The following is a 19,791-nucleotide window of genomic DNA, read 5'->3' on the forward strand; positions in this document are numbered from 1 at the left end:
TTCTGCGAGAGATCCACATGGTGACCCGCCGACCTTGCCCGATCATGATCAGCTTGTGGTGATCTGACACGCCGAGCGGGCAGGATAGCCCTCGTGCCGACGATCCCCGCCTCCACCAAGACGTCCCTGGCGCAGCGGCTGTGGCTGCATGCCAAGGAGAACTGGCCGCAGCTGAGCAGAGTGGATGTCCGCTATCACGGCCAGTTCGCCTACGTCGAAGGTGAACTGGCCGACAGCGCCCGGCTGCCGTTGATGCGGCTGCGCTACAGCGGCTCGGCTCACTACTGGGGACTGGCGATCCATACCCCCAGCAACGGCAAGTACCAACCCACCCCCTGGTTCATCGGCACCCCACAGGAAGCCCTCGACCTGGCCTGCGACCTCTACGTGACCCCCCTCACGGACTGACCACACCAGATCCGAAAGTCAACCCCCGAGAGACTTCCAGGCAAGGCCACTAAGCCAGGCGGTGGCGGCGGCCGTTGTTCGCTCTGGCCGGCTCGAAGGGGATCGAGTCCGGCTGCTCCGTGCGCTGGCGGCGCTGCTGGACGATGCGGGTCGCCAGGATCGCCGAGGTCAGCAAGGCGATCGTCAAGGAGGTGCCCAGGACGTCCGAGGCGGGCTTCGACGGGCGGATGATCGGCTGGTCGCGCAGGGGAGCCGTGAGGTCCTGGGCGAAGGGGTTGGGCCACAGGAGGTCGATACGCGGCTCGTCGGTGTCGGCCGTCTGGATCTTGATCGGGCTCGCGGTCGTGTCCGGCTCGCGGGGATCGGTCTCGGGCGGTGTCGGGCCGTCCGTCGGGAGGGTCGTCGTCGTCGAGTCCTTCTTCTCCCGCTTGTTCGGCTTCGCCGTCGGAGTGGGCTTGGCGGAGTCCTCGGGGGACGGGGTCTCCAGGACGTGTTCGGGGTCCTTGTTGCGCTGCTGGGCGTCCTGATGCTCGCAGGCCAGCACGGGGAGGCAGACCTCGCTGAGGGTGTTGGGCAGCAGTTCCTGGTCCGAGGGAGTCGGCTGGGGCTGCCCCGACCTGGTGGGGATCGTCGTCGGGACCGCGTCGCCCACCGTGCCGAGAAGATCGTCGGCAGTGCCGCCGACCTTCTTCGTCACGGGTTTGAGCTTGTCGCCCGTGAGGCTGTCGACCGTGCCGGTGACCGCCTCCACGACGTCGCACAGGCCGTTCGTCACCCCGGACAGCAGCCCGTCGCCGCGTTTGCAGTCGACCGCCTCGGCCAGCGCGGGCGAGGAGACGACCGGGATCGCGGCCAGCGCCAGCGCGAGAGCTCCAGCCGAGATCGCGGTCCTGCTGCCCATCCGTCCCCTCCTGCGTCGCTTACGGGGGAAATCTTTATGGACATCGACGGTGTGTCGCAGGCGTTTTCCGGCTAAAGTTGCGATTCGGTATCGACGCGTGACACGCGAGCATGACTCTCGTTCGCTCTCAGTCGAGCGACGACACGTCATCCAGGGCCTCACGTATCTCTCGCGGCAACACCACGTCCTCGGCGGTCAGTGCGCCGGCGAGCTGAGCGTGCGTACGGGCACCGACGATAGCGGAGGCCACGCCCGGCTGGTCGCGAACCCATGAGAGCGCCACCGCCAGCGGCGAGACCCCGAGCCCGTCGGCCGCGGTCATCACGGATTCGACCACACGACGGCTGCGTTCGTCGAGATACGGGCGGACAAAATCGGCGAAATGTGGCGTAGCGGCCCGCGAATCGGCCGGGATGCCCGTTCGGTACTTCCCCGTCAGAACCCCCCTGCCGAGCGGCGACCAGGCCATCACGCCCGCGCCCACGTGCTCGGCGGCGGGCAGCAGCTCGCGCTCCGGCTCGCGGGCCAGCAGGGAGTATTCGGCCTGGGCGGAGGTGATCGGGATGCGGCCCGGGATCGCCCGCTGCATGACCGCGGCGGCGGCCAGCTGCCAGCCGGCGTAGTCGCAGACGCCGGCGTAGACGGCCCGGCCCGAGGAGACGATCGCGTCGAGCGCCGCCATCGTCTCCTCCAGCGGCACCTCGGCGTCGTAGGTGTGCAGCTGCCAGAGATCGATGTAGTCGAGGCCCAGGCGGTTGAGTGAGTCGTCGACCGCGGCGATCAGATGGCGCCTGGAGGCGTCACGCGGCCGGCGGCCCGACGGCGTCACCACCGCCTTGGTCGAGATCACCAGCTCCGAGCGCGGCACCGAGTCGCGCAGCAGCCGGCCGAGCAGCCGCTCGGCGTCGCCGCCCGTGTAGACGTCGGCCGTGTCGACCAGGGTGCCGCCCGCGCTCATGAAGGTGCGCAGCTGCGCCGCCGCGTCGTCGGCGCTGGTGTCACGCCCCCAGGTCATCGTGCCGAGCCCCAGGCGGGACACCGACAGGCCGCTCCGGCCGACATAGCGCTGCTCCATGATCCCGCCAGGTTACCGCCCGGGTGCGTCAAACGCCGTGATCCACGCCTGCGACACTTGGTCGGTGACCACCCTCCTTCTCGCCCGCCACGGGCTCACCGCACTCACCGGGCCGGTGCTGGCCGGCCGCACTCCCGGAGTGCATCTGAGCGAGGCGGGCCGGGCGCAGGCCGCGGCGCTGGCCGGGCGCATCGCGGGCGTCCGGCTCGACGCCATCGTCTCCAGCCCGCTCGAACGCTGCCAGGAGACGGCCCAGGCCGTCGCCGAGGGGCGCGGCATGGCCGTACAGACCGATGAGCGGTTCGTGGAGTGCGGTTACGGAGCGTGGACGGGGCGGCCACTCAAGGAACTGGCGAAGGAGCCGTTGTGGCAGGTGGTGCAGGCGCACCCCAGCGCGGTGACATTTCCGGAAGGGGAGGCCTTGACGGAAATGCAACACAGGGCCGTGGCCGCCGTACGGGAGTGGAATCAACGCCTGGGGGAGAAGGGAGTCTACCTGGCGTGCAGCCACGGAGACGTGATCAAGGCCATCGTCGCCGACGCGCTGGGGCTCCACCTGGATCACTTTCAGCGGATAACTGCAGATCCCGGAGCTCTCACCGTCATTCGCTATGCCCCCTTGCGCCCCTTTGTTCTCAGGCTTAACGATATGGGGGAATTGCAGCTTCCCGAGGATTCGGAGGAGAAAGACGGGGGAGAAAAACTCTCCGGGAGCGATGCCGCCGTCGGCGGTGGACCCGGAACCACGTAAGGTCAGGCTATGCCGGTCTTCGACTACGACCCACCAGAGAGGTTCGTGGCCGGTGCCTTGGGGCAACCGGGCGCGCGAGCCTTCTTTCTGCAGGCCAGAGCCGAGGGCAGACTGACCACGGTAGCGCTGGAGAAGCTGCAGGTGGCGGCGCTCGCGGGCAGGCTGGACGAGCTGCTCGACGAGGTGCTGCGCCGCAGCGGGGGCACCGCGCACGTGCCCGCCATGGCGCCCGCCGACCTGACGGACGACAAGCCCCTAGAGGTGCCTGTCACGGAGGACTTCAGGGTCGGCACCATGGCACTGGCCTGGGATCCCGATACTTCACAGGTGGTGATCGAAGCGCAGGAGATCATCGACGAGGAAGCCGTCGAAGCACCCGAGCCCGCCATGCTGCGGGTGCGGATCAGCGCCGGGGTCGCCCGTGCGTTCACCCAGCGGGCGCTCCAGCTCGTCGCTGCGGGCCGACCGGCCTGTCCCCTTTGCGGGCAGCCACTCGACCCCGAGGGACACGTCTGCGTCCGCCTCAACGGCTATCGCGGGGGTGAGGCGACATCATGAGCGCTCCGGAGAGCGAACCGGCTACGAGGCCGCCGTCGCACCCGTCGCCCATGGAGGACGAGGAGGCGCTCAAGCTGCTGCGCGACGGCCGCCTGGAAGTGGCGGGCCGCCTCGTCGAGGCGACCAACATGACGCTCTACTGCTCGATCACGCTCGGTGAGCGCACCGCCGCCTGCGTCTACAAACCCGTACGCGGCGAGCGCCCGCTCTGGGACTTCCCCGACGGCACACTGGCCGCCCGCGAGGTCGCGGCGTTCGAGGTCTCCCAGGCGACCGGCTGGCAGATCGTGCCGCCGACCGTCCTCCGGGAGGGCCCGTTCGGTCCAGGCATGTGCCAGCTGTGGATCGACACCGAGCGTGAGGTCGACCTCATGCGCCTCGTACGCAGCCGCAACCCGGTGGTGCGGCGGATGGCGGTGTTCGACGCGGTGGTCAACAACGCCGACCGCAAGGGCGGCCACCTGCTGCCGCTGCCCACCGGCCACGTCTACGGGGTCGACCACGGCGTCTGCTTCTCCGCCGAGGACAAACTACGTACCGTGCTCTGGCAGTGGCGGGGCAAGCCGCTGGCCCGCGACGCCGTGACCACGCTGACCAAGCTGGAGCGCGACATCGAGTCGGGTCAGCTCGGCCGCAGGCTGCGCGAGTTGCTCACGCTCGCCGAGGTCGAGGCGACCTGGAACCGGATCAGGCGGCTGCTGGAGACCGGCCTGCACCCCTACCCCTCCCGCGAGTGGCCGGCCATCCCGTGGCCGCCCATGTAGACCGACGCGTCAACTGGCCATCCCCCGGCCGCTCATGGAAAACCGTTTACTACGCTTTGCCCTATGTGCACGGTGATCGTGAAGACGGGTCAGCCGCTGACGCTGATGGGCGTGCGAGACGAGTTCGCCGACCGGCCCTGGGAAGGGCCGGGAGAGCACTGGCCCGAACACCCCGGCGTGGTGGGCGGGCGCGACCTCAAGGCGGGCGGCACCTGGCTGGCCGTCGACCCCGCCCGGCGCCGCGCCGCCGCCCTCCTCAACGGGCACGGACGGCCCGCGGCCGAGGCCACCAAGATCTCCCGCGGCGACCTGCCGCTCCTCGCCGTCGCGGCCAATGACCTGCCCGATGTCGACCTGACCTTCTACGACCCCTTTCACCTGCTGCTCGCCGACCTGACGCGGGTGCGGCTGTTCAGCTGGGACGGGGAACGGCTCAGCGCCTCCGAGGTCCCCGACGGCACCAGCATGATCGTCAACACCGGTCTCAACCCGGAAGACGAACGGGTGGCCGCCTTCCGGCCGCGCTTCGAGAGCGCCGCCGACTGGCGCGAGCTCATCGCCGCCGCCCCCTCCTCCGACCCGGCGGCCCTGATCATCCGGCACGAGCTGCCCGACGGCCGCGTCTTCGCCTCGCTGTCGGTGACCCTGGTCACACTGGCGGCGGAGGGCGTGACGTACGAGTTCACGGACCTGACCGCTGATTCTGGACGGATAGGCTCAAAGGCATGAGATCGTGGTCTGCCCCCGCCATTCCCGCGCTTCCCGGTGAGAGCGTCCCACTGCGGCTCTACGACACGGCGGCCGGGCAGGTCCGGCAGAGCGACCCGGGTCAGACCGCCCGCATGTACGTCTGCGGCATCACCCCCTACGACGCCACCCACCTGGGCCACGCCAACACCTACCTGGCCTTCGACATGGTCGGCAGGGTGTGGCGCGACATGGGCCACGAGGTCCACTACACCCAGAACGCCACCGACGTCGACGACCCGCTCCTGGAGCGGGCCGAGCAGACCGGGGTCAGCTGGCAGGACCTGGCCGAGCGGGAGATCGAGCTGTTCCGCACCGACATGGAGGCGCTGCGCATCGTGCCGCCGCGCGAGTACGTCGGCGTGACCGAGGTCGTCGGCCGGGTGGCCGAGCTCATCGCCAAGCTGGCGGCCAAGGGCGTCACGTACGACCTCGACGGCGACGTCTACTTCAGCGTGGCGGACGCGCCCAAGTTCGGGCAGGTGTCCGGCTACAGCGAGGAGCTCATGGTCGAGCTGTTCGGCGAGCGCGGCGGCGACCCCGACCGGCCCGGCAAGCGCCACCCGCTCGACTGGCTGCTGTGGCGGGCCGAGCGGCCCGGCGAGCCGTCATGGGAGTCGGCACTCGGCCGCGGCCGGCCCGGCTGGCACATCGAGTGCACCGCGATCGCCCTCGACAACCTGGGCGCCGGCTACGACGTCGCGGGCGGCGGCAGCGACCTGATCTTCCCCCACCACGAGTGCGGCGCCTCCGAGGGGCACGCGGCCACCGGGGAGTGGCCGTTCGCCAAGTTCTACACCCACGCCGGGATGGTGGCGCTCGACGGCGAGAAGATGTCGAAGTCCAAGGGCAACCTGGTCTTCGTCTCCAAGCTGCGGGGCCGGCACGACCCGATGGCGATCCGGCTCGTGCTGCTCGCCCACCACTACCGCGAGGACTGGGAGTACGTCCCGGCCCAGCTCGCCGCGGCCGAGGCCCGCCTCGCCAAGTGGCGCTCGGCGGCCGGGCTCGCCACCGCGCCAGAGGCGGGCCGGTTGCTGGCCGAGGTGCGCGAACGGCTCGCCGACGACCTCGACACCCCGGGCGCGCTGGCCGCCGTCGACGCATGGGTCGAGCGAGCCCTGTCCGAGGGCGGCTCGGACCCGGCGGCGGCGGCCCTGGCCCGCGACCTGATCGACGCCCTGCTGGGCGTCGCACTCTAGTCGTTCAGGTGCTCAGCCGGGCCAGCGGCTCGTCGGCGGACAGCTCCGCCGCGAGCCAGTCGATCGTCCGGCGCAGCCCCTCCGCCGCCGGGACCACGGCCCGCCAGCCCAGCCGTTCCGCCGCCAGCGACGTGTCGGGGCGGCGCACCCGGGGATCGTCCGCCGGTCGGTCGATGAACTCGATCGGCGACGACGACCCGGTCAGCTCCTTGATCAGCGCGGCCAGTTCTATCATGGTCAGCTCATCCGGATTGCCGATGTTGACCGGCCCGGCGAAGTCGCTGCCGGCCATGGCCAGGATGCCCGCCACCGTGTCGTCGACGTAGCAGATGGAGCGGGTCTGCGTGCCGTCCCCGGTGATCGTGATCGGCTCGCCGAGCAGCGCCTGCCTGATGAACGTCGGTATCGCCCGGCCGTCGAACGGCCGCATGCGCGGGCCGTAGGTGTTGAAGATGCGCACGATGCCGGTGTCGGTGCCGCGTGAGTGGCGGTAGGCGGTGGTCAGCGACTCGGCGAAGCGCTTGGCCTCGTCGTAGACGCTGCGTGGCCCGACGGGGTTGACGTTGCCCCAGTACGTCTCCCGCTGCGGATGTTCGAGCGGATCGCCGTACACCTCGCTGGTGGAGGCCAGCACGAACCGGGCGCCCTTCTCACGGGCCAGCCCCAGCGCGTGGAGGGTGCCGACGCTGCCCACCCGCAGCGTCTCGATCGGATAGCGCAGGTAGTCGGCGGGCGAGGCCGCGGAAGCGAAGTGCAGGACGAGGTCGAGCCGATCGGGTACGTGCACATACCCGGTCAGGTCGCACTCGATGATCCGGAAGGCCGGCCGGTCGATCAGGTGCTCGACGTTGCGCGGCCCGCCGGTGAGGAAACTGTCCATGCAGACCACCTGCGCCCCTTCGTCCAGCAGCCGCTCGCAGAGGTAGGAGCCCAGGAACCCGGCGCCGCCGGTGACCAATGCCCTCATGACGTGACCTCCAAGGCGGCGTCGACGACTTCGGAGACTTCGATCCTCAGCAGACCCGGGTCGGGCGCCGCGCCGTGCGGGTCGCCGTTGCGGCCCGCCCACAGCGCCACGTGCCGCCACCCCGGCGGCGGGCCCCACAGCGCGGGCGAGACCGGCCCGAACAGCACCACCGACGGCACGCAGAACGCCGTCGCCAGATGGGCGACGCCCGTGTCGCCGCAGACCACCAGCCGGGCCCTGCCGACCAGCTCGATCAGCCCCGCCAGGTCGGTACGCCCGGCCAGCATCCGCTCCGGCGGCAGCCCCGCCAGCTCGGCCACCTCGCGGGCCAGCGGCACCTCGGCCGCGTTCCCCGTGACGACCACGTCGCCCAGGGCGGCGGCGACGCGCGCGAACCGCTCGGGCGGCCAGCGCCGCGCCGGGTAGGCGGCCCCCGGGTGCACGATCACGGGTCCCGTCCGGTCGGAGAGGCCGAGTGTCAGATCCGCCGGATCGGCCTCGATGCCGTACCACCGCAGCAGGTCGCACCAGCGCCGCACCTCGTGCACGCCGTCGCGCCACGGCGGCCCGGTGCCGTGGCTGATCAGCCGTCCCGGATCGGTACGCCGCAGCGCCCCGACGCTCTGCGGGCCCCGGCCGTGCAGGTTGACCGCGATGTCCGGCCGGTCGAACGCGACCGGACCGGGGCCCGACACGTCGATCTGCGCGTCCACGGCCCCGGTCAGGGGCAGCAGGGGGCCGAGCCCGGCGGGCGCGGCCAGCGTGATCCGGTGCTCGGGGAAGCCCTGGCGCAGGGCGCGCAGCGCGGGTACGGCCGTGAGCAGGTCCCCCAGGCCCAGCCCGCGCAGCGCGAGGAGTTCTAGGGCCATGACGTCTCCGTGGAAGGGCAGACGACGAGCTCTCTCACCTCGCATCCGGCGGGCTGGGTGAGGGCGAAGACGATGGTCTGGGCGACGTCGGCGGGGTTGTTCAGGCCCGCCTCGGGCCCCGGCCGGTACTGTTCGGGACGGCCGTCGAAGAAGCCGGTCCGCATGCCGCCGGGGATCAGCAGCGTCACCCCCACCTGCCCGCGCAGCTCGACGGCCAGGGCGCGGGTGAACCCGACGACGCCGAACTTCGAGGCGCAATAGGCGGACGCGTCGCTCAGCGGGCGCAGCCCGAGCGTCGAGGCGCAGGTGACGACCTTGCCGCGGGAGCGCGTCAGGTAGGGCAGCGCCGCCCGTACGACCGAGGCCGTGCCCAGCAGATTGACCATGATCACCCGGTCCCAGTCGTCGGCGGGGACCTCGGCCAGCCGCCCGCAGGCGTCGATCCCGGCGGCGGTGACCACGGCGTCGAGACCGCCGGCCCGCTCGGCCAGCTCCGTGACGGCCCGCTCGGCTCGCGCCCGGTCGGCCAGGTCGGCGATCGCGTGCTCGACGTCCTGCTCGGGCTCCCGCACGTCCACGACCAGCGGCCGCCAGCCCTCCTTGCGCACCGCCTCGGCCGTCGCCAGGCCGAGCCCGGAGGCACCTCCAGTGATCAATATGTTCATCGGATCTCCCTGATGAGGTTGGTCGTCGACCGCCCCGGCAAGGTGCTGAGCACGACGGTCTCGGCGCCGAGCCGCCGCAGCACGGCGGACTCGGGCAGCACGTCGCCCTCGTAGTCGCCGCCCTTCACCCACACGTCGGGGCGGAGCCGCTCGATGACGGCGGCGGGTGTGTCCTCCTCGAACACCAGCACCGCGTCCACGCAGCCGAGCGCCCTGAGCACCTCGACGCGGTCGCGCGCGTCCACGACGGGCCTGGTGGGGCCCTTCAGCCTGCGCACCGACTCGTCGGAGTTGACGCAGACGACGAGCGCGTCGCCGAGCGCCCTGGCCCGCCGCAGCAGGCTCACGTGCCCCGCGTGCAGCAGGTCGAAACAGCCGCCGGTGGCGATCAACCGCCCGCCGTTCGCGTGGGTCAGCTCGGCCACCTCCAGCGCGGTGCGCGGCCGGTCGCCGAGCCGCTGCTCGGCCAGGCGGGCGCCGGGCCCGCGCTCGGCGCCGCCGACGGAGGCGGCACCGCCGCGTTCGATGAAGCGCGAAGCCGCGGCCACGCCGGTCGTGACCGCCTGCTGGGCGTCCGCGCCGCCGCCCAGCGCGAGAGCCGCGGCGCCGGCGAAGCGGTCGCCGGCCCCGCACACGTCGCGGACGGAGGCGAGGACCGGCGCGGGCACCCGCCTGGCCGGGCCGCCGCCCCGCAGCGCCAGGGCGGCGCCCCGGGGACCAAGCGTGACGGCCACCGCCTGGGCGCGCAGGTCGCGCAGCAGGTGGCGGGCCGCCTGGTCCGGCCCGTGGTACGGGTGCGAGCAGAGCTGCCTGGCCTCCGGCTCGCTGGGCGTCAGCAGCGCGCAGCCGGGCACCGGCTCCTCGCCCCTGGGATGCGGGTCCCACACGATCGGCGCCTCGGCCGCGCGCAGCAGCCCGCGCGCCACCCCGGCGACGCCCCGTCCGTAGTCGGAGACCAGCACCACGGCGGCGCGGCCGAGGGCCTCGGCCGTCTGGGAGCCGGGGGCGTACCCGGCCCGGCCGTTGCCCGTGTCCATCCTGAGCAGCGTCTGGTCCCTGGCCCGCACCCTGGTCTTGCGCACCGTGCCGCCGCGCAGCGGGAGGCGTACGAGATCGACCTCCGCCGACAGCAGCCCGCACAGGCGGCGGCCCGGCGGGTCGTCGCCTATGGCGGTGATCAGCACGACCTCGGCGCCGTCGCGGGCGGCCAGCAGCGCGGCCAGCCCCGCGCCTCCCGGGCGGGCGCGCTCGGCGGCGACGTCCAGCACGGGGACGGGCGCGTCGGGGCAGAGCCGTTCGGTCTCGCCCTCGATGTCCAGGTCGAGCAGAGTGTCGCCGACGACGACCAGGGGTCCCCTCATAGGGCCTCCTCGACCGCGTCGCACAGGAGGTGGATCATGGCGAGATGCACCTCCTGTACGGTGCACACCTCCTCGGCGGGCACGGCGACGGCCTCGTCGCACAGGGCGGCCAGCGGGTTCGGGGCCGGCCCGGTCATCGCCCACGCGATCACCCCCCGCTCCTGCGCGGCCAGTGCCGCGGCCAGCACGTTGCCGCTGCCGCCGCTGGTGGACAGGCACACCAGGACGTCTCCGGGACGGCCGTGCGCGCGTACCTGCCGGGCGTACACCTCCTCGGCGCCGAAGTCGTTGGCGATCGCCGTCATCGACGAGGTGTCGGCGTGCAGCGCTATCGCCGAGTACGGCGGCCTGTCGGCCCGGAACCGGCCGACCAGCTCGGCCGTGAGGTGCTGCGCCTCGGCCGCCGAGCCGCCGTTGCCGCAGGCCAGCAGCCTGCCTCCGGCGCCCAGCACCCCCGCGAGCTTGCCGCCCCACGCGCGGACCGTGGCCGCGTGGTCGTCGACCCTCGACAGGGCCCACCAGAGTTTCTCCAGATGCGTGTCCATGTTCAGCCCCCATAGTTCAGCTCGTTCAGCCCCCAAGAGCGGCGAGGCGGCCTACCTTGCCGTCGATCACCTGCGTGTACACGGCCTCGGTCTGCTGCGCGACGCGGGCCCAGCCGTACCTCTCCTGGGCGCGGCGTGCCCCGGCCGCGCCCAGCGCCCGGCGCCGGTCCTCGTCGGCGAGCACGTCGCGCAGGGCCCTGGCCAGCGCGCGCGGGCGGCGGGGCGGCACCAGCACGCCGCAGCCCGCGACCGTGTCGAGGTGGCCGCCGACCGCGGAGGCGACGACCGGCACGCCGCACGCCATCGCCTCGACCGCCACCATGCCGAACGGCTCGTACCAGGGCACGCAGACCACCACGTCCGCCGAGCGCATGAGCGCGGGGACCCGCTCGCGGGAGACGCTGCCGATCACGTGCACCCGGTCGCCGACGCCGTATCCGGCCGCCAGCTCGCGCAGCCGCGCCGCCTCCTCGCCGTCCCGCTGACCGCCGGCGATCACCAGGTCGGCCCCGGGGAGCCCGCGCATGGCCTGGATCACGGTGTCGACGCCCTTGCGCGGCACCTGGCGGCCGATGCTGAGCACCATCGGACGCCGGGCGCCCACCGCCAGGCGCGGCGCGACCGGGCCGCGGGGGCAGAACTCGGTCAGGTCGACGCCGCACGGCACGACCGCGACGCGCTGCTCGGGCACGCCCATCGCGCGCAGCTCGTTCACCTCGTCGCCGCAGGTGGCGATCACTCTGTCGGCGTGGGCGCCGATCTCGCGCTCGGTCGCCAGGCGGTGTGCGGGGCTGGTGTCCGCGCGGCCCTGCCAGCGCCGCTTGACCGTGCCCAGCGCGTGGAAGGTCTGCACCACCGGCACGTCCTCGGTGGCCTGCAGGGCCGCCTGCCCGCTCATCCAGAAGTGCGCGTGCGCGACGTCGGGCCGGCGCACGGCCCAGCGGTCGGCGAGACGGTCGGTGAACTCCGGCATGTACAGCGGGAGATCGTCCTTCGGGATCGGAACCGCGGGCCCGGCCGTGACGTACTCGACCGTGACGCCGGGCGCCAGGGGCGCCGAGTCCGGCTGGGCCGGATCGGAGCGGCGGGTGTGGACGACGACCGTGTGCCCGCGCTCTCCCAGCGCGACGGCCAGCGCGGCGACGTAGACGTTCTGGCCACCTGAGTCGACGCTGCCGATCGCGGCCAGGGGGTCCGCGTGTTCAGAGATCAGATCGACATTCACTGGTCAGCTCCCTCACTGCCTTGACCACCTGCTCGCTTGTCACCTGTGACAGACATGGGTGCCCGGGGATCGGGCACTCGCGTGCCCTGGTGTCCCGGCAGAGGGCTCGCTGATCGCCGAGGAGCACCGTGGGCACTCCGTAGGGGGCCCACCGGGCAGAGGGGACGACCGGGGCGAACAAGCTCACGACAGGCGTACCGACCGCGGCTGCCAGGTGCGCGGGGCCGGTGTTTCCCGCCACGAGCACGCCGGCCCGCTCAATGAGGGCTGCCAGCTGTGAAAGCGTCGTTCTTCCGCCGAGGTCGACCGCAACATCGTGGGCGACATAGGCGGTGAGCTCGCGCTCCTTGCCTGTCACGACGACCCGGTGCCCGTCTTCGGCCAGCTCCCGGACCGCCTGCCGATGCCGTTCGGCAGGCCAGGTCCTGGCGGGAGCTGACGTCCCCGGGTGCACCACTACGTACGCGCCTTCGCCGGCGCCTGTGCCGGTATCTACAAGGTTCCCGATAACGTGCCCGATATCCGGAAGGGGGTGCCGGACAGCGAGTTTTCCCTGATCATCGGGCGGCAATTCGAACCCGGCCGCCCGCGCGAGCGCGAGCATCCGCTCCGCCTCGGGCACGTCGCGGCTCTCGTCCACCACGTGACGGACGTCCAGGAGCGAGCCCGGGTAGTCCTCGCTGATCGCCGAGATCCGCCGTACACCGGCCAGCCGCAGCAGCAGGGCGAGCGGCAGCGCCGACTGGTGGAACGAGGTCAGGATCAGCGCCTCGTCCACCCCTGTGACCTGCTGGACCAGCTCATTGACCCGGTCCATGTCCATCGGCGGCGGGTCGTGGTCGATCCACGGCGCCCGCCACTCGATCACCCGGTCGACGCCGGGCAGCAACTCGGCGGCGGCCCTGCCGCGCGGCCCGGCCAGCAGCACCACCTCGCGCGCGCCCGCCCGTACGGCGCGTACGGCGGGGCCGGCGAGCAGCACGTCGCCCGCGTCGTCCAGCCGGGCCACGAGCACCCGGCCCCGGTCCGGCCCGCCTCCTGGAGGCTGTCGGCGCGTGGACGGCTCCCGGTTCACGGTCGGCTCCTGGTGCGCGGGCGGCTCGCTCGCCGTGGCCGACGTCGTTAGGGCGCCCGGTACATTCATCGCCGGACCCTCCATTCCCCTCGCAGCCGGTGCGCGCAGGCGGTCGGCGGTATCGCCACGCTGGTGACGGCCATCCGCAGGACCTCCGCGGGGGTCCGCGGCCCCGGCGCGATCCGCGACCAGGCGAACTCGGCGCTCAGCACGGCCCACCCGGCGGCGGCCAGAGCCGCGATCACGGCCAAGGGCCCCGGCCCGGCCGGCACGGTCGAGCGCCGCCTCCGCCCGGCTGGCACGGTCAGGCGCCGCCCCCACATGGTCGGTACGGTCAGGCGCCGCCCCCGCACGGGCGGCACGCTTAGGCGCCGTTTTCGCCCGGCCTGCTCCCTGTTACGGGCCGCCCAGGCCGCCGTCAGGGTGGCCGCCGTCAGGGTGGCCGCGGTGCAGCCGAGGCCGGTGGTGAGGGCGTGGCGGCGCAGCCGGCCCGGCGCGCCGCCCAGCGCCGCCCGCCACGACGGCCCGTGCAGCCGCCGCATGAGCGCGTCGTCGGCGTTGCCGCGCTGGAACCGCACGCTCGACCAGAACCCGTCGTCGCGTACCGGGTGGACCGTCACCCGCTCGCCCCTGACCAGCCGGTGCCCCGCGCTGAGCATGCGCAGCGCGAGGTCGGCGTCCTCCCGGTAGGCGCGGGGGAAGCGTTCGTCGAACCCGCCGGTCGCCTCCAGGGCGCTCCTGCGGTAGGCCATGTCGGCGGTGATCCACTCCGCGGCGGACAGCCCGGCGGTGTTCCGCTCGGCGTCCGTCGGCCGGCGGCCGGGCGGTAGCGGCACCTCGACGCGGCCCTGGCTGCCCGCCACGTCATCGGTCAGCTCCGCGAGGTCCGCCCACACGGCCTCGGCCCAGCCCGGCCGCGGGACCACGTCGTCGTCGAGGAAGGCGACCCACGGCGTGTCCGCCGCCCGCCACCCTGCGTTGCGCGCCGCCGCGGGCCCCCGGCCCCACGACCGCACGACCCGTACGCGCTCGGGCACCTCGAGCGGGCCCGCCCGGCTCGCTGGACGGTCGTCCACCACGATGACCGGCAGCCGGGTGCCCACGGCCGCCAGCGTGGCGCCCAGGCTGGGCCGCCCGATCGTGGGGACCACCACGGTGATCACGAGGCGAACACCTGCCCGCGCCGCACCAGGTACGGCCCCAGGGCCAGCACCTCGACCGGCGAGGACCCGAAGCATTCCAGCGCGTCACGCGGATCGTCCACCATGGGCCGTCCCGCCGTGTTCAGGCTGGTGTTGACCACCACCGGCAGGCCCGTACGGGACTCGAAACAGGTCAGCATCCTGGCCAGCAGCGGATCCGCCGCGGGCGAGACCGTCTGGATGCGCGCGGTCCCGTCCACGTGCACCACCGCCGGTATGCGCTCCCGCCAGTCCGGATGGACGTCGTGCACGAACAGCATGTACGGCGAGGGCACCGGCCCCCGCCCGAAGATCTCCGCGGCCCGCGAGTCGAGCACCATGGGCGCGATCGGCCGGAACTGCTCCCTGCCCTTCACGTCGTTCAGCCGCTCGGTGTTGTTCGGGAACCCGGGATGGGCGAGCAGCGAGCGGCGGCCCAGCGCCCGCGGGCCGTACTCCGAGCGGCCCTGGAACCAGGCGACGATCCGGTCGGCGGCCAGCTCGGCGGCGACCGCGGCGGCCAGGTCGGCGGGCCGCGAGTACGGCACCCGCGCCACCTCCAGCCAGGCGCCGAGCTCCTCGTCGGTGAAGCCGCGCCCCAGGTCGGCCCCGGGCATGGGCGCGGCCGGCTCCCCGTACGCCCGCGCCAGGTGCAGCGCGCCGCCCAGCGCGGTGCCGGAGTCCCCGGCGGCCGGCTGGACCCACATCTCCTCGAACGGCCCCTCGGCCAGCAGCCGGGAGTTGGCCACGCAGTTCAGCGCGACGCCGCCGGCCAGGGCCAGCCGCCGCTCGCCGGTGCGCTCGTGCAGCCAGCCGATCAGCTCCAGCAGCACCTCCTCCAGCCGCGCCTGCACGCTGGCGGCCAGGTCGGCGTGGTCGGCGGTCCACGGGGCGCCCCGAGGCAGGGCCTTGGCGTAGGTGTTCCAGTCGACGGGGTCGGTACGGAAGCCGCCGTCGCCGGTCGTCCGGACGAACTCGCGCAGCGACTCCAGGTGGCGCGGCCGGCCGTAGGAGGCCAGGGCCATCACCTTGTACTCGTCGCAGGAGCGCAGGAAGCCCAGGTGCTCGGTGACGTCCTCGTACATCAGCCCCAGAGAGTGCGGCAACTCCTGCGCGGCCAGCACCTCCAGCTCGCCGTCGCGGTAGCGGCCGGCCAGGTGCGAGACGTTCTCGCCGCGCCCGTCACAGACCAGCACCGCGCAGTCCCGGTAGGGCGAGGCGAGCCCGGCCGAGGCGGCGTGCGCCACGTGGTGGGGGACGTAGCGCACCTGGGCGGGGTCGAGGCCGGGCAGGGCGGTGGCCAGGAAGTTCGGCACCCGCACGGCGTACCTGGTGCGCAGGTCCTCCCAGTCGCCGTCAGGGCGCTGGCGGACCAGCGACGGGTCGTAGGAATAGGCGACCGCGTCCAGATCCTCGGGATGGAGACCCGCCTCGCGCAGGCACCAGGCGGCCGCCTGCTCCGGCAGCTCCCACGCCGAGAAGGGCAGCGGGCGCTTGCCGTGCTTGCGGCGGCTGAACCGTTCCTCCTCCGCGGCGGCGACGATCCGCCCGTCGGCGACCAGGGCGGCGGCCGGATCATGAAATATCGCGTTGATGCCGAGAAATCTCACTACGTTCCTCCCCCGGGACGTAGGGAGTGGCTACCGAGAGAAGCGGCTCTCAAACCTGGCCAACCCCTCTGTAGTGCGGAAACAGGCTGACGGTCCTGCGGTTGGTCACGCTGAGTAGTTGTTTGTGGAGGGGGCCCTCGGGTAGCTGGCTGACAGCGCGACGGAGGTGAAAGTTGTTCGAACAACGTCGTCCCGGAGCGGTGCTCTTCGACCGGGACGGGACCCTGATCAAGGACGTCCCCTACAACGGCGACCCCGCCAGGGTCGAGCCGATGCCGGGCGCGCTGGAGGCGCTGGTGCGGCTGCGCCGGGCCGACGTGCCGGTGGCGGTCGTCACCAACCAGTCGGGCGTGGCCAAGGGGTTGCTCTCGCCGGATGAGATGGATCAGGTGAACGCCAGGGTCGAGGAGCTCCTCGGCCCGTTCGACGCGTGGGCCATCTGCGTGCACGACGACTCCGACGGCTGCACCTGCCGCAAGCCCGCGCCGGGCCTGGTGATCAGGGCGGCGGCCGTCCTCGACGTCAGCCCGCGCGACTGCGTCGTGGTGGGCGACATCGGCAGGGACATGGAGGCGGCCAAGGCGGCGGGTGCCAGGGGCATCCTGGTGCCGACCGGCGAGACCCGCAGGGAGGAGATCCAGCAGGCCGCCGAGGTGGCCGAGGACCTGTCCGACGTGGCGGATCGCGTGCTGAGCGCCGTCGCCCAGGCCGGCGAGGCGGCCCGCGTGAGCGCGGGCGCCGCGGTCTGGTCGCCGCTGGTCGGCTGGAGCCGTTGGTGAGGATCCTGCACTGGCATGTGCACGGCTCGTGGACCAGCTCCTTCGTACGCGGCGAGCACGACTACGTGCTTCCGCTCGTCCCCGGCCGGGGACCGGACGGCCGGGGACGGGCGAAAACCTTCGACTGGCCGGAGCGCGCCCGCGAGGTGGCCTGGGACCGGCTGCGCGAGGAGCACATCGACGTCGCCGTCTACCAGCGCCCGCACGAGCCCGAGCTGGCCCGCGAGTGGCTCGGCCGCGACGTGCCGGGCGTCTACGTGGAGCACAACACGCCCGCGGGCGACGTGCCGCGCACCCGCCATCCGCTCGCCGGCCGCGCCGACCTCACGCTGGTGCACGTCACCCACTTCAACGAGCTGTTCTGGGACAGCGGCAGGGCGCCCACCCGGGTTATCGAGCACGGCATCCCCGACCCCGGCCACCTCTACACCGGGGAGCTGCCCAGGGCCGGCGTGGTGGTGAACGAGCCGGTCCGGCGCACCCGGGTGGCGGGGACCGACCTGCTGCCCCGCTTCGCCGCCGAGGTGCCGCTCGACCTGTTCGGCATGGGGGTGGACGGCCTGCCGTACGGGGCCTACGACCTGCCGCAGGCGCGGATGCACGCCGAGCTGGCCAGGCGGCGCGTCTACCTGCATCCCTACCGGTGGACCTCTCTCGGGCTGGCCCTCATCGAGGCGATGACGCTCGGCCTGCCGGTCGTCGCGCTGGCCGTCACCGAGGCCGTCGAGGCGGTGCCGCTCGACGCGGGCGTGCTCTCGACCCGGGTGGACGTCTTGGCCGAGGCGCTCAGAGGCTTCGTCGAGGACCCGAAGCTCGCCGCTCAGACCGGCAAGGCGGCCCGCGCCGCCGCGCTGGCCCGTTACGGGCTGCCCAGGTTCCTGGCCGATTGGGATCGCCTTCTTGAGGATGTATGACCGGAAAAGTGATGGGTAGGGCCATTTGGCATGATGCCAATAGATTGGTCGCATAAGGCCGCCTGCCTGGTCGAAGACCCGGAATTGTTCTTCCCGATCTCGCCCGAGGGGCTGGGCCACGCCGAAGCGGAGCGCGCGAAAGTCATCTGCCGCGACTGCCCGGTACGTGAGCCCTGTCTCGACTACGCGCTCAGCACCGGACAGGCCTACGGCGTCTGGGGCGGCACCGACCCGTCGCAACGACGGGAGATCATCCTGACATCACCTCGGCGAGAAAGCGTTGGCGCTCGCCGTCCTCGAGGTGGTCGCTGAACAGCACGCCGTCGAGGTGGTCGACCTCGTGCTGCAGCACTCTGGCCAGCACACCCAGCGCCCGCACGGTCACGCCCTTGCCGAAGGCGTCGCGGCCCCGAGCCGTCACCATGTACGAACGTTCCAGCGGCCACCACAGGCCCGGCGCCGACAGGCACGCCTCGTCAGCCGTGACACGCCGCTCCGACAGCTCCAGCCGCGGATTGACCAGGCATCCCGACTTGCCGTCGTAGGAATAGACGATCACGCGTAGCGGCACCCCGATCTGGGGCGCGGCCAGCCCGGCGCGGCCGGCTCCCGCGCGCATCGTCGCGGTCAGGGACTTCACCAGCCCCCGGAGTTCGCGGTCGAAGTCGTGAACCGGCGCCGCCACCGAGCGGAGCACCGGATCGCTGAACATGCGAATAGGGCGGACTGTCACCGCAACTCCCCGATAGGCCGCGTGGTCTGCGGTGGTGCTTCCCACGCGCCTTCGGGATCAACCGCCAGGGTTCTGGGTTGTAGCACCGCGGTAACGGTTCTGGGTTGTAGCACAGCGGTAACAAAGGAGACCCAGCGGCGAAACCGCCCGAAAGCACTATCTCATCTGTGATCTCACTTCCGGCTCATGGACCTGTGATGTTTGGCCGGGCGCTCGGGGCCCGGCCAAGCCCACCACCACGGGGGGTGTCCGCGTGAACGCGCTTCCCCTCGACGACCCGGCGCGTGAGCTGGAGACGGCGCCGGACGCGCTGTCCGGCTTCACCGTCGGCGTGACCGCCACCCGGCGGCGCGAAGAGTTCGGCGCGCTGCTCGAACGGCGCGGCGCACGGGTGGTGAGCGCGCCCGCCATCAGGCTGGTGCCGCTCTCGGAGGACTCCGACCTGCTGGCCGCCACCCGGCTCAGCCTGGCCGGCCCGGTGGACGACGTGGTGATCACCACCGGCGTCGGCTTCCGCGGCTGGATGGCGGCGGCCGAGGGCTGGGGCCTGTCGGCCGACCTGGCCGACCACCTGACCAAGGCCCGCCTGCTCACCCGCGGCCCCAAAGCCAGGGGAGCGGTGCGCGCCGCCGGGCTGAACGACCACTGGACCCCCGCCACCGAGTCCTGCGAGGAGGTCAAGCAGTACCTCCTGGCCCAGGATCTGCACGGCCGCCGCATCGCGGTGCAGCAGCACGGCGAGCCGCTGACGGAGTTCGTCGAGGTGCTGCGGGAGGCCGGGGCCGAGGTGATCGAGATCCCGGTCTACCGGTGGCTGCCGTACCGCGACCCATCGCCGCTGCGCCGCCTCATCACCCAGACGCTCTCCGGCGCCGTGGACGCCGTGGCCTTCACCAGCGCGCCCGCCGTACACGCCATGCTCGGCGCCGCCCGCGCCGAGGGGCTGGAGGAACAGTTGCTGGCGGCGTTCGGCGACCGCGTCGTGGCGGCCTGCGTCGGGCCGGTCACCGCCGGGCCGCTGGTCACGCGTGGCGTACCTACCCTGCAGCCCGAAAGGTCCCGCCTCGGCGCCCTGGCCAGGGCACTGGCCAGGCACCTGCCCGAACACGGCGTCACCCGGCTCGTGGCGGGCGGGCACCGGCTGGAGATCCGCGGGCACGCGGTGGTCGTCGACGGCGAGCTCAGGCCGCTGCCGCCCGCGCCGATGGCCGTGCTCAAGCGCCTGGCCGACAAGCCCGGCAATGTGGTCTCCCGCACCGACCTGCGTACCGTGCTGCCGGGCAGCCTGTCGCGCGACTCGGCGGAGCACGCGGTCGAGATGGCGATCACGCGGCTGCGGCGCGCCCTGGGGCCCGCCGGGATCGTCGAGACGGTGGTCAAGCGTGGTTACCGGCTCGCCTGCAGCCACGAGACGGCGTCCCCGTGACGTCGTCCGCGCCCCAGGGGGCCACTCCCGTTTCT

General features: G+C 72.7%; 22 protein-coding genes. 10 read left to right on the plus strand and 12 right to left on the minus strand.

The genetic code is table 11. The features are described from left to right. Positions 1-93 precede the first annotated feature (93 nt). Positions 94-408, plus strand: coding sequence for a hypothetical protein (locus ACGFJ2_RS45495; protein ID WP_358204666.1), 315 nt, complete (start codon positions 94-96; stop codon positions 406-408). A gap of 49 nt (positions 409-457) precedes the next feature. Here the strand turns inward: ACGFJ2_RS45495 and ACGFJ2_RS45500 are convergent, their stop codons facing one another. After that, positions 458-1,309, minus strand: a complete 852-nt coding sequence (locus ACGFJ2_RS45500) for a hypothetical protein (protein WP_393479296.1) — start codon at positions 1,307-1,309, stop codon at positions 458-460. A 127-nt stretch (positions 1,310-1,436) separates the two neighbouring features. Further along, positions 1,437-2,384: an aldo/keto reductase gene (locus ACGFJ2_RS45505; protein WP_358204678.1), complete on the minus strand. Its 948-nt coding sequence runs from the start codon at positions 2,382-2,384 to the stop codon at positions 1,437-1,439. Between the two features lie 64 nt (positions 2,385-2,448). On the opposite strand from ACGFJ2_RS45505, the gene ACGFJ2_RS45510 reads away from it, so the two are divergent. From ACGFJ2_RS45510 to mshC, 5 genes are all read left to right on the plus strand, one after another. Then, positions 2,449-3,135 (plus strand): MSMEG_4193 family putative phosphomutase, encoded by a 687-nt coding sequence (locus ACGFJ2_RS45510; protein ID WP_358204684.1) that lies wholly within the window; start codon positions 2,449-2,451, stop codon positions 3,133-3,135. A gap of 9 nt (positions 3,136-3,144) precedes the next feature. Further along, a complete protein-coding gene (locus ACGFJ2_RS45515) occupies positions 3,145-3,693 on the plus strand; it encodes a DUF3090 domain-containing protein (protein ID WP_219528509.1) in 549 nt (182 codons plus the stop codon). Then, a complete protein-coding gene (locus ACGFJ2_RS45520; protein ID WP_357951628.1) occupies positions 3,690-4,457 on the plus strand; it encodes an SCO1664 family protein in 768 nt (255 codons plus the stop codon). The genes ACGFJ2_RS45515 and ACGFJ2_RS45520 overlap by 4 nt, the downstream gene beginning before the upstream one ends. A gap of 63 nt (positions 4,458-4,520) precedes the next feature. After that, positions 4,521-5,186 carry an NRDE family protein gene (locus ACGFJ2_RS45525; protein ID WP_393479300.1) on the plus strand — a complete coding sequence of 222 codons (666 nt, stop codon included), beginning with the start codon at positions 4,521-4,523 and terminating at the stop codon, positions 5,184-5,186. After that, positions 5,183-6,406, plus strand: a complete 1,224-nt coding sequence (gene mshC, locus ACGFJ2_RS45530) for a cysteine--1-D-myo-inosityl 2-amino-2-deoxy-alpha-D-glucopyranoside ligase (RefSeq protein WP_357951632.1) — start codon at positions 5,183-5,185, stop codon at positions 6,404-6,406. Before ACGFJ2_RS45525 ends, mshC begins: the two co-directional genes overlap by 4 nt. A 4-nt stretch (positions 6,407-6,410) precedes the next feature. Here mshC and ACGFJ2_RS45535 read toward each other — a convergent pair whose 3' ends face one another. From ACGFJ2_RS45535 to ACGFJ2_RS45575, 9 genes are read right to left on the minus strand one after another with little or no spacing between them, the layout of a single operon-like run. Beyond that, entirely contained in the window at positions 6,411-7,373 is a 963-nt protein-coding gene (locus ACGFJ2_RS45535; protein ID WP_357951634.1) for a UDP-glucuronic acid decarboxylase family protein, read from the minus strand. Next, positions 7,370-8,242 carry a glycosyltransferase family 9 protein gene (locus ACGFJ2_RS45540; protein WP_358204697.1) on the minus strand — a complete coding sequence of 291 codons (873 nt, stop codon included), beginning with the start codon at positions 8,240-8,242 and terminating at the stop codon, positions 7,370-7,372. Before ACGFJ2_RS45540 ends, ACGFJ2_RS45535 begins: the two co-directional genes overlap by 4 nt. After that, complete coding sequence (locus ACGFJ2_RS45545) at positions 8,233-8,907, minus strand: SDR family oxidoreductase (protein ID WP_357951638.1); 675 nt, start codon at positions 8,905-8,907, stop codon at positions 8,233-8,235. The genes ACGFJ2_RS45540 and ACGFJ2_RS45545 overlap by 10 nt, the downstream gene beginning before the upstream one ends. After that, positions 8,904-10,268, minus strand: coding sequence for a PfkB family carbohydrate kinase (locus tag ACGFJ2_RS45550; RefSeq protein ID WP_393479305.1), 1,365 nt, complete (start codon positions 10,266-10,268; stop codon positions 8,904-8,906). Before ACGFJ2_RS45550 ends, ACGFJ2_RS45545 begins: the two co-directional genes overlap by 4 nt. After that, a complete protein-coding gene (locus tag ACGFJ2_RS45555; RefSeq protein ID WP_357951642.1) occupies positions 10,265-10,813 on the minus strand; it encodes an SIS domain-containing protein in 549 nt (182 codons plus the stop codon). Before ACGFJ2_RS45555 ends, ACGFJ2_RS45550 begins: the two co-directional genes overlap by 4 nt. A gap of 25 nt (positions 10,814-10,838) precedes the next feature. After that, a complete protein-coding gene (locus ACGFJ2_RS45560; RefSeq protein ID WP_393479308.1) occupies positions 10,839-12,038 on the minus strand; it encodes a glycosyltransferase in 1,200 nt (399 codons plus the stop codon). Beyond that, complete coding sequence (locus ACGFJ2_RS45565; protein ID WP_393479311.1) at positions 12,016-13,182, minus strand: glycosyltransferase family 9 protein; 1,167 nt, start codon at positions 13,180-13,182, stop codon at positions 12,016-12,018. Before ACGFJ2_RS45565 ends, ACGFJ2_RS45560 begins: the two co-directional genes overlap by 23 nt. Next, the gene (locus ACGFJ2_RS45570) at positions 13,179-14,276 is read right to left on the minus strand and encodes a glycosyltransferase family 2 protein (protein ID WP_393479314.1); all 1,098 of its coding nucleotides are present in this window, start codon (positions 14,274-14,276) and stop codon (positions 13,179-13,181) included. Before ACGFJ2_RS45570 ends, ACGFJ2_RS45565 begins: the two co-directional genes overlap by 4 nt. Next, positions 14,273-15,904 carry a carbamoyltransferase C-terminal domain-containing protein gene (locus ACGFJ2_RS45575; protein ID WP_358204727.1) on the minus strand — a complete coding sequence of 544 codons (1,632 nt, stop codon included), beginning with the start codon at positions 15,902-15,904 and terminating at the stop codon, positions 14,273-14,275. The genes ACGFJ2_RS45570 and ACGFJ2_RS45575 overlap by 4 nt, the downstream gene beginning before the upstream one ends. Before the next feature lie 173 nt (positions 15,905-16,077). Here ACGFJ2_RS45575 and ACGFJ2_RS45580 point away from each other — a divergent pair, with 173 nt between their 5' ends. From ACGFJ2_RS45580 to ACGFJ2_RS45590, 3 genes are read left to right on the plus strand one after another with little or no spacing between them, the layout of a single operon-like run. Then, on the plus strand, positions 16,078-16,683 hold the full coding sequence (locus ACGFJ2_RS45580; protein ID WP_357951652.1) for an HAD family hydrolase: 606 nt from the start codon (positions 16,078-16,080) through the stop codon (positions 16,681-16,683). Then, a complete protein-coding gene (locus tag ACGFJ2_RS45585) occupies positions 16,680-17,597 on the plus strand; it encodes a glycosyltransferase (RefSeq protein ID WP_393479318.1) in 918 nt (305 codons plus the stop codon). The genes ACGFJ2_RS45580 and ACGFJ2_RS45585 overlap by 4 nt, the downstream gene beginning before the upstream one ends. A gap of 33 nt (positions 17,598-17,630) precedes the next feature. Beyond that, positions 17,631-17,909 carry a WhiB family transcriptional regulator gene (locus ACGFJ2_RS45590; protein WP_357952182.1) on the plus strand — a complete coding sequence of 93 codons (279 nt, stop codon included), beginning with the start codon at positions 17,631-17,633 and terminating at the stop codon, positions 17,907-17,909. On the opposite strand, the gene def is transcribed toward ACGFJ2_RS45590, so the two are convergent. Further along, positions 17,848-18,330, minus strand: a complete 483-nt coding sequence (gene def, locus ACGFJ2_RS45595) for a peptide deformylase (RefSeq protein ID WP_357951656.1) — start codon at positions 18,328-18,330, stop codon at positions 17,848-17,850. The genes ACGFJ2_RS45590 and def overlap by 62 nt on opposite strands. A 253-nt stretch (positions 18,331-18,583) precedes the next feature. Here def and ACGFJ2_RS45600 point away from each other — a divergent pair, with 253 nt between their 5' ends. Then, entirely contained in the window at positions 18,584-19,756 is a 1,173-nt protein-coding gene (locus tag ACGFJ2_RS45600; RefSeq protein ID WP_393479322.1) for a uroporphyrinogen-III synthase, read from the plus strand. Positions 19,757-19,791 lie beyond the last annotated feature (35 nt).

It is taken from the genome of Nonomuraea sp. NPDC049028 (assembly GCF_043197735.1).
In the GTDB taxonomy this organism is placed as follows: Bacteria; Actinomycetota; Actinomycetes; order Streptosporangiales; family Streptosporangiaceae; genus Nonomuraea.

Bases quoted from the DNA above. Each gene is read 5' to 3' on its own strand.
- ACGFJ2_RS45515 (WP_219528509.1), top strand. From the start codon at position 3,145: ATGCCGGTCTTCGACTACGACCCACCAGAGAGGTTCGTGGCCGGTGCC.
- ACGFJ2_RS45525 (WP_393479300.1), top strand. From the start codon at position 4,521: ATGTGCACGGTGATCGTGAAGACGGGTCAGCCGCTGACGCTGATGGGC.
- ACGFJ2_RS45500 (WP_393479296.1), bottom strand. From the start codon at position 1,309: ATGGGCAGCAGGACCGCGATCTCGGCTGGAGCTCTCGCGCTGGCGCTG.
- ACGFJ2_RS45505 (WP_358204678.1), bottom strand. From the start codon at position 2,384: ATGGAGCAGCGCTATGTCGGCCGGAGCGGCCTGTCGGTGTCCCGCCTG.
- ACGFJ2_RS45550 (WP_393479305.1), bottom strand. From the start codon at position 10,268: ATGAGGGGACCCCTGGTCGTCGTCGGCGACACTCTGCTCGACCTGGAC.
- ACGFJ2_RS45565 (WP_393479311.1), bottom strand. From the start codon at position 13,182: ATGAATGTACCGGGCGCCCTAACGACGTCGGCCACGGCGAGCGAGCCG.
- ACGFJ2_RS45545 (WP_357951638.1), bottom strand. From the start codon at position 8,907: ATGAACATATTGATCACTGGAGGTGCCTCCGGGCTCGGCCTGGCGACG.
- ACGFJ2_RS45535 (WP_357951634.1), bottom strand. From the start codon at position 7,373: ATGAGGGCATTGGTCACCGGCGGCGCCGGGTTCCTGGGCTCCTACCTC.
- ACGFJ2_RS45590 (WP_357952182.1), top strand. From the start codon at position 17,631: ATGCCAATAGATTGGTCGCATAAGGCCGCCTGCCTGGTCGAAGACCCG.
- ACGFJ2_RS45520 (WP_357951628.1), top strand. From the start codon at position 3,690: ATGAGCGCTCCGGAGAGCGAACCGGCTACGAGGCCGCCGTCGCACCCG.
- mshC (WP_357951632.1), top strand. From the start codon at position 5,183: ATGAGATCGTGGTCTGCCCCCGCCATTCCCGCGCTTCCCGGTGAGAGC.
- ACGFJ2_RS45555 (WP_357951642.1), bottom strand. From the start codon at position 10,813: ATGGACACGCATCTGGAGAAACTCTGGTGGGCCCTGTCGAGGGTCGAC.
- ACGFJ2_RS45540 (WP_358204697.1), bottom strand. From the start codon at position 8,242: ATGGCCCTAGAACTCCTCGCGCTGCGCGGGCTGGGCCTGGGGGACCTG.